The organism is Rhizobium sp. FKL33 (assembly GCF_005222915.1).
GTDB lineage: Bacteria > Pseudomonadota > Alphaproteobacteria > Rhizobiales > Rhizobiaceae > Rhizobium_E.
In genome coordinates, this window is the sequence record NZ_STFX01000031.1 from 135,013 (window position 1) to 147,681 (window position 12,669).

12 protein-coding genes are annotated in these 12,669 nt (G+C 63.4%); 10 read left to right on the top strand and 2 right to left on the bottom strand.

Annotation, left to right across the window (positions count from 1 at the left end; genetic code table 11):
* Nucleotides 1-11 precede the first annotated feature (11 nt).
* From sucD to E8Q41_RS18785, 10 genes are all read left to right on the top strand, one after another.
* The gene (gene sucD / locus E8Q41_RS18740) at nt 12-914 is read left to right on the top strand and encodes a succinate--CoA ligase subunit alpha (RefSeq protein ID WP_137157076.1); all 903 of its coding nucleotides are present in this window, start codon (nt 12-14) and stop codon (nt 912-914) included.
* Between the two features lie 100 nt (nt 915-1,014).
* Nucleotides 1,015-4,005, top strand: coding sequence for a 2-oxoglutarate dehydrogenase E1 component (locus tag E8Q41_RS18745; protein WP_137157077.1), 2,991 nt, complete (start codon nt 1,015-1,017; stop codon nt 4,003-4,005).
* 66 nt (nt 4,006-4,071) lie between these two features.
* The gene (gene odhB, locus E8Q41_RS18750; RefSeq protein ID WP_137157078.1) at nt 4,072-5,307 is read left to right on the top strand and encodes a 2-oxoglutarate dehydrogenase complex dihydrolipoyllysine-residue succinyltransferase; all 1,236 of its coding nucleotides are present in this window, start codon (nt 4,072-4,074) and stop codon (nt 5,305-5,307) included.
* A gap of 59 nt (nt 5,308-5,366) precedes the next feature.
* Nucleotides 5,367-5,774, top strand: coding sequence for an MAPEG family protein (locus tag E8Q41_RS18755; protein WP_137157079.1), 408 nt, complete (start codon nt 5,367-5,369; stop codon nt 5,772-5,774).
* A 16-nt stretch (nt 5,775-5,790) separates the two neighbouring features.
* On the top strand, nt 5,791-6,432 hold the full coding sequence (locus tag E8Q41_RS18760) for a LysE family transporter (protein WP_137157080.1): 642 nt from the start codon (nt 5,791-5,793) through the stop codon (nt 6,430-6,432).
* A 1-nt stretch (nt 6,433) separates the two neighbouring features.
* The gene (locus E8Q41_RS18765) at nt 6,434-6,931 is read left to right on the top strand and encodes a hypothetical protein (protein WP_137157081.1); all 498 of its coding nucleotides are present in this window, start codon (nt 6,434-6,436) and stop codon (nt 6,929-6,931) included.
* Complete coding sequence (locus tag E8Q41_RS18770) at nt 6,928-7,680, top strand: SDR family oxidoreductase (RefSeq protein WP_137157082.1); 753 nt, start codon at nt 6,928-6,930, stop codon at nt 7,678-7,680. The genes E8Q41_RS18765 and E8Q41_RS18770 overlap by 4 nt, the downstream gene beginning before the upstream one ends.
* Before the next feature lie 23 nt (nt 7,681-7,703).
* A complete protein-coding gene (gene lpdA / locus E8Q41_RS18775) occupies nt 7,704-9,110 on the top strand; it encodes a dihydrolipoyl dehydrogenase (protein WP_137157083.1) in 1,407 nt (468 codons plus the stop codon).
* A gap of 115 nt (nt 9,111-9,225) precedes the next feature.
* On the top strand, nt 9,226-9,720 hold the full coding sequence (locus tag E8Q41_RS18780; protein WP_137157084.1) for a cytochrome b/b6 domain-containing protein: 495 nt from the start codon (nt 9,226-9,228) through the stop codon (nt 9,718-9,720).
* Nucleotides 9,721-10,068: 348 nt separating this feature from the next.
* Nucleotides 10,069-10,533 carry a DUF2867 domain-containing protein gene (locus E8Q41_RS18785; protein WP_137157085.1) on the top strand — a complete coding sequence of 155 codons (465 nt, stop codon included), beginning with the start codon at nt 10,069-10,071 and terminating at the stop codon, nt 10,531-10,533.
* Nucleotides 10,534-10,552: 19 nt separating this feature from the next.
* Here the strand turns inward: E8Q41_RS18785 and E8Q41_RS18790 are convergent, their stop codons facing one another.
* Nucleotides 10,553-11,644, bottom strand: coding sequence for a TraB/GumN family protein (locus E8Q41_RS18790; protein WP_137157086.1), 1,092 nt, complete (start codon nt 11,642-11,644; stop codon nt 10,553-10,555).
* A gap of 69 nt (nt 11,645-11,713) precedes the next feature.
* Nucleotides 11,714-12,652, bottom strand: a complete 939-nt coding sequence (locus E8Q41_RS18795) for a tyrosine recombinase XerC (protein ID WP_137157087.1) — start codon at nt 12,650-12,652, stop codon at nt 11,714-11,716.
* Nucleotides 12,653-12,669: the final 17 nt, after the last annotated feature.

Sequence of the window (12,669 nt, forward strand, 5' to 3'; positions counted from 1 at the left end):
ACCGGAACACTATGTCGATTCTCGTCAACAAGAACACCAAGGTCCTGGTTCAGGGCCTGACCGGCAAGACCGGCACCTTCCACACCGAACAGGCGCTTGCCTATTACGGCACGCAGATGGTCGGCGGCATTCATCCCAAGAAGGGCGGCGAAACCTGGACTGGCTCCAAGGGCGAAAGCCTGCCGATCTTCGCTTCCGTCGCCGAAGGCCGCGACAAGACCGGCGCCGATGCGACCGTGATCTATGTCCCCCCGGCTGGCGCCGCGGACGCGATCATCGAAGCGATCGACGCCGAAATCCCGTTCATCACCTGCATCACCGAGGGCATCCCGGTCATGGACATGGTGCGGGTCAAGGCCAAGCTCGACAAATCAAAATCGCGCCTGCTCGGCCCTAACTGCCCGGGCATCCTGACGCCGGAAGAATGCAAGATCGGCATCATGCCGGGCTCGATCTTCCGCAAGGGTTCGGTCGGCATCGTGTCGCGCTCGGGAACGCTGACCTATGAAGCGGTGTTCCAGACTTCGAACGAAGGCCTGGGCCAGACGACCGCCGTCGGTATCGGCGGCGATCCGGTCAAGGGCACCGAATTCATCGACGTGCTGGAAATGTTCCTCGCCGACGACGCGACGACCTCGATCATCATGATCGGCGAAATCGGCGGCTCCGCCGAAGAAGACGCCGCGCAGTTCCTGATCGACGAAGCCAAGAAGGGCCGCAAGAAGCCGATGGCCGGCTTCATCGCGGGCCGCACGGCGCCGAAGGGCCGCACCATGGGCCATGCCGGCGCCGTGGTTTCCGGCGGCAAGGGCGACGCTGAATCCAAGATCGCCGCCATGGAAGCGGCCGGCATCAAGGTGTCGCCTTCGCCGGCGCGCCTTGGAAAAACCTTGGTCGAAGTGCTCAAGGGCTGATGACAGGAAGGCGGAGGTCAATCCTCCGCCTTTGCAAACCGGGCCGGCAAACCGGCCCTGACGACAGATCAGGAGGCGGAGCCCGCTCCGCATTGGAAACATGGCAAGGCAAGAGGCCAATCAGAATTTCCTGGCGACATCCTTCCTGGACGGCGCCAACGCCCACTATATCGAGCAGCTTTACGCCCGCTTCCAGGAAAACCCTGACTCGGTGACGCCCGAATGGCAGGAATTCTTCCGCGCGCTTCAGGACAATCCGGGCGATGTTTCCAAGGCAGCCAAAGGCGCGTCCTGGCAGAAGAAGAGCTGGCCGCTCGCCGCCAATGGCGAACTCGTCAACGCGCTCGACGGCGACTGGCCTGCGGTCGAAAAGGCCGTGACGAAGAAGATCGAGGCGAAGGCCGCCGCGACGCCGGGCGCAGCGTCTGCGAACCCGGCCGACATCGAGCGCGCTGCGCGCGATTCCGTGCGCGCCATCATGATGATCCGCGCCTATCGCATGCGCGGCCATCTGCACGCCAAGCTCGATCCGCTCGGGATCGCCGCCCCCGTCGAAGACTTCAACGAGTTGTCGCCGTCCAATTACGGCTTCGGCCCCGAGGACCTCGACCGCAAGATTTTCATCGACAACGTGCTCGGCCTCGAATACGCGACCGTGCGCCAGATGATCGATATCCTTGAGCGCACCTATTGCTCGACGCTCGGCGTAGAATTTATGCATATCTCCGATCCCGAGGCGAAGGCCTGGATCCAGGAGCGTATCGAAGGCCCGGACAAGGGCGTCGATTTTACCCCGACCGGCAAGAAGGCCATCCTCTCCAAGCTGATCGAGGCTGAGGGCTTCGAGCAGTTTATCGACGTGAAATACAAAGGCACCAAGCGCTTCGGTCTCGACGGCGGCGAATCGCTGATCCCGGCGCTCGAGCAGATCATCAAGCGCGGCGGCCAGAGCGGGCTCAAGGAAGTGGTGCTCGGCATGGCCCATCGCGGCCGCTTGAACGTGTTGACCAATGTGATGCACAAGCCGCATCGCGCCGTGTTCCACGAATTCAAGGGCGGCTCCTACGCGCCCGACGACGTGGAAGGCTCGGGCGACGTGAAGTACCATCTCGGCGCCTCGTCCGACCGCGAATTCGACGGAAACAAGGTCCACCTTTCGCTGACCGCCAATCCGTCGCATCTGGAAATCGTCGACCCGGTGGTGATGGGCAAGGCCCGCGCCAAGCAGGACCAACTGGCCCAGACCTGGGACGGCGACATCATCCCGCTCAAGGAGCGCGCCAAGGTTCTGCCGCTGCTTCTCCACGGCGATGCGGCATTTGCGGGCCAGGGCGTCATCGCCGAAATTCTCGGTCTTTCCGGTCTTCGCGGTCACCGCGTCGCCGGCACCATGCACTTCATCATCAACAACCAGATCGGCTTCACCACCAATCCGGCCTTCTCGCGCTCGTCGCCCTATCCGTCCGACGTCGCCAAGATGATCGAAGCGCCGATCTTCCACGTCAACGGCGATGATCCGGAAGCCGTCGTCTACGCCGCCAAGGTGGCGACCGAATTCCGGATGAAGTTCCACAAGCCCGTCGTCATCGATATGTTCTGCTATCGCCGCTTCGGTCACAACGAAGGCGACGAGCCCTCCTTCACCCAGCCGAAGATGTACAAGGTCATCCGCGGCCACAAGACCGTCGTGCAGCTCTACGCCGAACGTCTGATTGCCGAGGGTCTGATCACCCAGGGTGAACTCGAAAAGATGCGGGCCGACTGGCGCGCTCATCTCGAGCAGGAATTCGAAGCCGGCCAGGCCTACAAGCCGAACAAGGCCGACTGGCTCGATGGCCTTTGGTCCGGTCTGCGCACCGCCGACAATGCCGACGAGCAGCGTCGCGGCAAGACCGCCGTGCCGATGAAGTCGCTCAAGGAAATTGGCAAGAAGCTCTCGACCATTCCGGAAGGTTTCAAGGCGCACAAGACCATCCAGCGCTTCATGGAAAACCGCGCCAACATGATCGAGACGGGAGAGGGGATCGACTGGGCGATGGGCGAAGCGCTCGCCTTCGGTTCGCTCTGCCTCGATGGCCACAAGATCCGCCTTTCCGGCCAGGATTGCGAGCGCGGCACCTTCTCACAGCGCCATTCGGTGCTTTACGATCAGGAGACGGAAGAGCGCTACATTCCGCTCGCCAACCTGTCGCCGAGCCAGGCTAAATACGAAGTCATCAACTCGATGCTGTCGGAAGAGGCGGTTCTCGGTTTCGAATACGGCTACTCGCTGGCGCGTCCGAACGCGCTGACGCTGTGGGAAGCCCAGTTCGGCGACTTCGCCAACGGCGCTCAGGTGGTGTTCGACCAGTTCATCTCCTCGGGTGAACGCAAGTGGCTGCGCATGTCCGGTCTCGTCTGCCTTCTGCCGCATGGCTATGAAGGTCAGGGCCCGGAACATTCGTCGGCTCGCCTCGAGCGCTTCCTGCAGCTCTGCGCCGAAGACAACATGCAGGTCGCGAACGTCACGACGCCGGCGAACTATTTCCATATCCTGCGCCGGCAGATGAAGCGCGATTTCCGCAAGCCGCTTATCCTCATGACGCCGAAGTCGCTGCTGCGCCACAAGCGCGCCGTGTCTTCGCTGTCGGAAATGGCCGGCGAAAGCTCTTTCCATCGCCTGCTCTGGGATGATGCCGAGGTCATCAAGGACGGCCCGATCAAGCTGCAGAAGGACGCCAAGATCCGCCGCGTGGTGATGTGCACCGGCAAGGTCTATTTCGATCTTCTGGAAGAGCGCGAAAAGCGCGGCATCGACGACATCTATCTCCTGCGCGTCGAGCAGCTCTATCCGTTCCCGGCCAAGGCGCTGATCAACGAACTCAGCCGCTTCCGCCACGCCGAAATGGTGTGGTGCCAGGAAGAGCCGAAGAACATGGGCGCCTGGGCGTTCATCGACCCCTATCTGGAATGGGTGCTGGCCCATATCGACGCCAAGTATCAGCGCGTGCGCTATACCGGCCGTCCGGCGGCGGCCTCTCCGGCGACGGGTCTGATGTCCAAGCATCTCGCCCAGCTTGCCGCCTTCCTCGAAGACGCGCTCGGAAGCTGATTTTCAGCTTCCGTTCCGCGCTACACGACATTCGATCCTTGACGATCACATAAACGGAAAAACGACATGGCCACCGAAATCCGCGTCCCGACACTCGGCGAATCCGTCAGCGAAGCCACGATTGGAACTTGGTTCAAGAAGGTGGGCGACGCCGTCGCCGCCGACGAAATCCTCTGTGAGCTCGAAACCGACAAGGTGACGGTGGAAGTGCCGGCTCCGGCGGCCGGCGTGCTTGCTGAAATCACCGCGCAGGCGGGCGACACGGTGGCTCCGGGCGGCCTGCTCGGCCAGATCGCCGCAGGCGCTGGCGCTTCTGCGCCCGCCGCGGCTCCGGCTGCTGCCCCGGCCCCCGCCGCCGCTCCGGTCGCCGCAGCTCCTGCCCCGGCTGCAGCGCCCGCTGCCGCTGCGTCCAGCATGCCGCCGGCTCCGGCCGCCGCCAAGCTGATGGCCGACAACAATGTCGCTGCCAGCTCCGTCGATGGCTCGGGCAAGCGCGGCCAGGTGCTGAAGGAAGACGTGCTGGCTGCGATCGCCAAGCCGGCCGCCGCGGCTCCTGCCCCGGTTCCGGCGGCCGCTCGCGCGCCGTCTTCCGCTCAGGATCAGGTCCGTGAAGAACGCGTCAAGATGACCCGCCTGCGCCAGACCATCGCCAAGCGCCTCAAGGATGCGCAGAACACCGCCGCCATGCTCACCACCTATAACGAGGTGGACATGACCGCGGTGATGAGCCTGCGCAACAAGTACAAGGACATCTTCGAGAAGAAGCATGGCGTGAAGCTCGGCTTCATGGGCTTCTTCACCAAGGCCGTGACGCATGCGCTCAAGGAAATCCCGGCCGTCAACGCCGAGATCGACGGCACCGATATCATCTACAAGAACTACGCCCATATCGGCGTGGCCGTCGGCACCGACAAGGGTCTCGTCGTTCCGATCGTCCGCGACGCCGACCAGATGTCGATCGCCGAGATCGAGAAGGATATCGGCCGTCTCGGCAAGGCGGCCCGCGATGGCCAACTGTCGATGGCCGACATGCAGGGCGGCACCTTCACCATCTCCAACGGCGGCGTCTACGGCTCGCTGATGTCCTCGCCGATCCTGAACGCGCCGCAGTCGGGCATTCTCGGCATGCACAAGATCCAGGAGCGTCCGGTGGCGATCGGCGGCCAGGTCGTCATCCGCCCGATGATGTATCTCGCGCTGTCCTACGACCACCGCATCGTCGACGGCAAGGAAGCCGTCACCTTCCTGGTGCGGGTCAAGGAAAGCCTGGAAGATCCGGAACGTCTGGTCCTCGATCTCTGATCTGAACTTGCCGGGCGCGCGATTACAGCGTGCCCGGATGCTTTCCGGAGACGGCCCGCATGGAAAACCTGACCCTTCTCACTTTCCCGGGGCTCGTCGCGCTCAGCGTCGCGCTGCTGGTTTTCCATGTCATGCTGCAGGGCAATCTCGCCACGCGGGAACTCGGATCGCAATGGAACGCCGGCCCCCGTGACGAGGGCAGGAAGCCGCAGGGCAAATTCGCTGGCCGCGCCGAGCGCGCCTTGCGAAATTTCCAGGAAACTTATCCGGCCTTTATCGGTCTTGCGCTGGCGCTCGCCATCGCCGAGCCGCACTCCTGGCTCGGCCTTATCGGCGCCTTCATCTGGTTTGCCGGGCGCATCGTCTATATTCCGCTCTATCTGTTTGGCGTATCCTATATCCGCTCGCTCGTCTGGCTCGTGGCCATGGCCGGGCTCGGCTGCATGGCTGTTGCGCTGCTGTTCTGATCGGAGACGCCTGTTGATGTCGCATTATCTCATCGAACTTCTGTCCCTGATGGCGATATTCTCCTTCGCCATCGTGTCGCCGGGCGCCGATCTCGCCATGGTCATCCGCCAGTCGGTAACCCATGGCCGTCGCGCCGCGATCATCACAAGCGTCGGCATCGGCGTGTCGCTGATGTTTCACGTGACCTATACGATCCTGGGTCTTGGTCTGGTGATTTCCCAGTCGATCCTGCTGTTCAACATAATCAAATGGTGCGGCGTCGCCTATCTGATCTATATCGGCGTTCAGTCGCTGAGGGCGGGCGCCAGCGAGATTGGACCTGGTCCAGCCGCAGTCGGCGCCGGGGCCCGCGAACAATCCGCCGTCAAGGCGTTCGTTCTCGGCTTCATGGCCAATGCGCTCAACCCCAAACCGGTGTTCTTCTTCCTGTCGGTGTTTTCCGCCGTCGTGCACCATGACACGCCGTCGATGGTGAAGTTCGGTTACGGCCTGGTCATGGCCTCCTGCCTGATCGCCTGGTTCGTCGGCGTCTCCTATTTCATGACCACACCGGCCATGCGCGCCGCCTTCGGCCGCATGAGCAAATGGATCAACCGTGCGAGCGGCGTCGTCTTCATCGGCTTCGGCCTGAAGCTCGCGACCGAAAAGGCGGGATGAGATGCGACGGGCGCTCGCCGGATTGTCTGTCTTGCTGTGCGCTGGCCCTTCGCTGGCCTCGCCCAGCGCCTGCACGCAGGAACGGGCGGTCTATGCCGACGCCGACAAGATCTTCGAGCTCCGCTTCCTGCCGGTCGATAGCCAGGCGGCGTCGGCCACCCATCGTTTCGAGATTGTCAGGCCCGGCAAGCGGCCCGCGCTCGACGGCTATGTGATGGCGACGGAACCGGTGATGCGATCGAGCGGCATGGTGTTCAACCAATGCCCCGAAGGCGACGTGACCGGCGAAGATCTCGCCAAATGCACCGTGTGGGAAGGGGTCATCTATGGCGAAGCCGCCGGCCGCCTGAATCTGCTGCCGCCTGAGGGACAGCCTGCCGCCGCAGAAATCCTGCTCTCCGGCTTCGGACCGGCGCTCGTCCAGTCCTCCGCCTGGGACAACGCCAAGGACCGGATCGCTCCCTGGGACGTGTTCACCCTCAAGGGATGCGGCGCATGACCGAAAAACCCGTTCTCCTCGTCACCGGCGGCAGCCGAGGCATCGGCGCCGCCATCTGCCGCAAGGCTGCGGCCCAGGGCTGGGCGGTGATGATCAATTACGCCAGCAATGAAACGGCCGCCCGCGCGCTCGCCGACGAGATTGAGGCGCAAGGCGGCGAGGCGCGCATCGTTCAGGGCGACACGTCGACGGAAGAGGGCGTCGCCGCGATCTTTTCGGCGGTGGATCGGGAATTCGGTCGGCTTGATGGCCTGGTCAACAATGCCGGCGTCGTCGATATTCCGCAGAACGTCGTCGATTACAGCCGCGCCCGGCTCGACCGGATGTTCGCGATCAATGTCATCGGCAAGATCCGCTGCGCCAGCGAGGCGGTCAAGCGCATGTCGACGGACCAAAGCGGCCGGGGCGGCGCCATCGTCAACATCTCCTCCATGGCCGCCATCATCGGCAGCGCCGGCCAATATGTCGATTACGCCGCCTCCAAGGCCGCCATCGACACGTTCACCCTCGGCCTCGCCCGCGAAGTCGCCACCGAAGGCGTGCGCGTCAACGCTATCCGTCCGGGGGTCATCGACACGGATATCCACGCCTCCGGCGGCCTGCCAGATCGCGCCGCCCAGATGGCCTCCCTTATCCCCATGCAGCGCGCCGGCACCGCCGATGAAGTGGCTGACGCCGCGCTCTATCTTCTGTCCGAACAGGCGTCCTATGTCACGGGCGCCATGCTGAATGTCAGCGGCGGCCGCTGACCGCCCCATAGAAGGAAAAGACCATGTCCTATGATGTCATCGTGATCGGCACCGGCCCCGGCGGCTATGTCTGCGCGGTCAAGGCTGCCCAGCTCGGCCTCAAGACGGCCGTCATCGAAAAGCGCGCCACCTATGGCGGCACCTGCCTTAATATCGGCTGCATCCCCTCCAAGGCGCTTCTGCACGCCTCCGAACAGTTCGCCCATGTCTCGCATGGCATGGACAGCCTCGGCATCGAAATCGCCGGGGCCTCGCTCAACCTGCCGAAGATGATGGGTCACAAGGACGGCGTGGTGAAGGCCAATGTCGACGGCGTCGCCTACCTGTTCAAAAAGAACAAGGTCGACGCCTTCCAGGGAACCGGCAAGATCGTCGGCGTCGGCAAGGTCTCTGTCACCAATGACGCCGGCGAAACGCAGGTGTTGGACGCCAAGAACATCGTCATCGCAACCGGCTCGGATGTCGCGGGCATTCCGGGCGTCGCCGTCGAGATCGACGAGACCGTGATCGTCTCCTCGACCGGCGCGATCGCGCTCGACAAAGTGCCGGAAAAGCTGGTTGTGGTCGGCGGCGGTGTGATCGGCCTCGAACTCGGCTCGGTCTGGGGCCGCCTCGGCGCCAAGGTGACCGTCGTCGAATATCTCGACACGATCCTCGGCGGCATGGATGGCGAAGTCTCCAAGCAATTCCAGCGCATTCTCGCCAAGCAGGGCTTCGACTTCAAGCTCGGCGCCAAGGTCACCGGCGTCACCCGCACCGAGACCGGCGCCCAGGTGACCTTCTCCCCGGTCAAGGGCGGCGATGCAGAGACCATCGACGCCGACGTGGTGCTGATCGCCACAGGCCGCAAGCCCTTCACGGCCGGCCTCGGCCTCGAGGAAGCCGGCGTGGCGCTCGACAATCGCGGCCGCATCGAAATCGACGGCCACTACCGCACCAATGTCGCCGGCATCTACGCTATCGGCGATGTGGTCAAGGGTCCGATGCTCGCGCACAAGGCCGAAGACGAGGGCGTGGCGCTCGCCGAAATTCTTGCCGGCCAGCACGGCCATGTGAATTACGACGTTATCCCGGGCGTCGTCTATACGCAGCCGGAAGTCGCCTCCGTCGGCAAGACCGAGGAAGAGCTGAAGGCGCTGGGCGTCGCCTACAAGGTCGGCAAGTTCCCCTTCACCGCCAACGGCCGCGCCCGCGCCATGGAAGCGACGGAAGGCTTCGTCAAGTTCCTCGCCGATGCGCAGACCGATCGCGTGCTGGGCTGCCACATTGTGGGCTTCGGCGCCGGCGAAATGATCCACGAGGCCGCGGTGCTGATGGAATTCGGCGGTTCGTCGGAAGATCTCGGCCGCACTTGCCACGCGCATCCGACCATGTCGGAAGCCGTCAAGGAAGCCGCGCTGGCGACCTTCTTCAAGCCGATCCACATGTGATCCGGGTCGGAACGTAAAGTTTCGTAAACCATGCGATTGCGCCTTGCGAAAGCGGGCGCAATCTGCGTTTCTAGGGCCAGAAACCCATTATCATTTTTTGATAAAAGGCAAGAAAATGAAGCCCTTGAGCTATAGCGTCCCCCAGCGCGCCCTTCACTGGCTGACCGTGCTGCTGATTTTCTTCAATCTTCTTCTGCCAGGCCAGATCGAGCGGGTGACGGACCTGCTCGGCGGCGGCAAGACGCCGACGCCGGAGGAGTGGACCTCCGCCAATCTCCACATCTATAGCGGTTTCGCCATTCTCGCTTTCACCGCTCTTCGCCTCATCCTGCGCTTCATTCAGGGCGTCCCGGCCGCGCCGGCCGAGGAGCCGGCCTTTTTCCAGCTGGTCGCCAAGCTTGCGCATGCGCTGATTTACGCGCTCCTGATCGCCATGCCGCTCGCCGGCATCGCCAAATTCTACGGCCATATCGGCATTGCCGGCTTCATCCATGGCGGGCCGATGAAGCTTGCGCTCTGGTTCCTGGTCATCGCCCATATCGGCGCGGTGTTCGTGCACAAGTTCTACTGGAAGACCAATATTCTGGACCGGATGACCAAGGGCGTCTGATACCAAGTGTCGATGATAGGGACCTATAGGACCGGCTCGATCGGATGTTCTGGCTAGGAGAGGTCCGCAGCGCGATGCTCACGCATCGGGCAAGGACATCGACAACGCCAGAACGCCAGAGAAGCCGGCCGAAGGTGACCTCAGGCTGGTCTCCGGCGTCGTTGCGCCGCTTGCCCGATGCGTGAGCATCGCGCTGCGCGACGCGCCTAGCCGGCGACCAGCCTGAGGTCATCCTATAGGTCCCTACCATCGACACTTGGTATGAGCCGCGTTTCCGCGTCGATCCGTCCCATGGCGGCCAACCCGCAGCCATGGGATGAATGCTCCCGATCGAGGGAGCTTGGGGTCATGGAGCATCGTCCGGAAATTGATCCGTTGCCAGGCGCCGACTGGCGGGACCGGTTCGAGGCTGCCATTCCGAACGCGGACATTCGTCCGCTCGAGGCAGCGAGGCAGATGCTCGATCATCCGCCGCTCTGGGTGAGCAGGCTGATGGTGCTCCGCAATCAGATTGTGAAGCGTCTGGGCCTTCGGCCGGTCGCGATGGTCGCGGGAGCGCGCGCCGGAGGTTTTCCGGTAATCGAAGATGGACCAAATCGCGCCGTTCTGGGCTTTGACGATCGCCATCTCGATTTCAGGATCGTCGTCGATATTGTCCGGTCGAACCATGGCGGGGTGCTCTGCGTCACCACGCTGGTCAAGCGAAACAATCTCCTTGGTTATATCTATCTTGCCGCCGTCTCGCCGTTTCACCGGCGCATAGTGCCCGTGACGATGGCAGCTGTCGGACGCGATCCCCACCGCGTCTTGTGAGAGGCGTTTTCCGTTAAAATCAGAAGATCGGCGTGGCTCTATAGCCCTTTTTCCGCAGCAGTTCGACGAGCCCCTCGTCGCCGATCAGGTGCAGGGCGCCGACCGCCATGAACACATTGCCCTTGTCGAGGATCGGCGCGCCGCGATCGGCCATATGGTGGTTGCGGATGGTGATCAGCTTTTCCTCGAAGGCGGCCATGTCGCGGGCGTCTTCCGGATTTTTCTCTGGCGCAAAATAGAGGGAGACGGGCAGCACCAGACCCATGCGGCTGGTCAGATAGAGATCGATCGTCGTCTCCATCACATTGGCGGTGTATTCGGGATAGCGAACCGCAGAGACGAGCGAGCGGACATGGAAATCGTTGGGCAGGCTCGCCATGGCCTCGATCTGTTCGGCCAGCGTTTCCACCCCTTTCACCGATTTGCCGGCGGCTTTGGCCTCCTGGGCGAGTTTCATGTCGAGAAACGGCTTGCCCGAAGATTTGCGCGCCAGTTCGCAGGGCGACAGCGCCACCATCGAGGTGAGGATATAGGGCTTCATCTTGACGACGGCGGCGAAGGGAATGCCGCGGGTCTTCAGCCCGGCCTCCAGCACCTTCTCGTCCTCGGGCGTCAGAAAATCCTTGATGCTCTGTTTGCCGGAGAACATCATCAGGTCCGGCTTGGCCATCAGGGCGACGGCTGCGCGTTGCTGGTCGAGTATTTCGTCGGATTCGACGATCAGCGTCCCCGCATTGTCGAAGGCGCTGCGGGCGGCGTCGGGCAGGTCGGTGACGCGAGGATCGGTCAGATGCATCGTGCCGAGCAGCCAGTTGGGCTGCTGGCCCGGCTTTTCGAGCTTCCAGAAGCGGGCGGAGCCGTTCTTCACCTTCTCGCCCTGGATGAGGAGCTGGGCGTAAGCGGCGGGATTGCTGTTCTCCAGACCGGCCAACAGATCCTTGCCGCCGCAGGCCTGGTCCTCTGCATAAGCGGGTAGGGCGGATAAAAGCGTGGCGATCAGGCTCGCCAGGAGCAGGAGCGGAAAGAGCGCGAGGCCGATCGCGATCCGGCGCGTGAAGCGATCCTCTTTCTCAGAGGCGGCATCGGTGTCGAGCAGGCGTGCGTTCAGCATGGCGATCCTTGGGTCTTCAGTCGAAGAGAGATTAGGCGTCGCCGCTCACCAGCGGCTTAACCGAAATGGTTAACCGGCGCGCGGATGGGCGCGATCGAAGACATCCAGGAGGCGGGCGGCGTCGACGCCGGTATAGATCTGGGTGGTCGAGAGGCTCGCATGGCCCAGCAATTCCTGGATGGCTCTGAGATCGCCGCCGGCGGAGAGCAGATGGGTGGCGAAGGAATGGCGCAATTTGTGCGGCGTCGCCGTCTCCGGCAGGCCGAGCGCCGAGCGCATCTTGCGCACTTCCTTCTGGATAATGCCCTGCTGCAGCGGCCCGCCGCGCGCGCCGAGAAAGATCGGGCTTTCGGCTCCGATCGCATAGGGGCAAAGCTTCAGATAGGCCTCCACGGCCTCGCGCGTGGCCGCCAGCAGCGGCGTAATGCGCGTCTTGCCGCCTTTGCCGGTGATGCGCAGCGTCTGCACGCCGCTCGCGAAATCGCCGCGCTTCAGCGACAGCGCTTCCGAGATGCGCAAGCCCGAGCCGTAGAGCAGGCTTAGCACGGCGGCGTTGCGCGCCGCGATCCAGGGCTCGTCGGCCAGCTGTCCGTCGTCCGAGCTGACCAGCAGCGCCTGTTCGGCCGACAGGGGCTTGGGAAGGCTCTTGCCCTGCTTCGGCGCGCGCACCGCGCGGGCGCCGGCGGCGTTGACCAGACCCTTCTTTTCGAGATGACGCAGCAGCGAGCGAAGACCGGCGAGATTGCGGCCGAGCGAGCGGGCGCCGGTCCCATCTTTGCGGCGGGCGGCGAGAAAAGCGCGGAAATCGGAGGGCCTGAGATCGGCGATGTCCTTGAGCCGCGCAGGGCTGCCGCGATGGCGGGCGAGAAACAGCAGGAATTGCCTGGTGTCGCGCTCATAGGCTTCCACCGTCAGCGCAGAGAGCCGCCGCTCCTCCGCAAGTGCGGAAAGCCAGGCCGCGCGCTCGGCCAGCAATGTCTCGTCCGCTATGATCAGGATGTCGTTCACCTGAGCCTCCTTGAAGA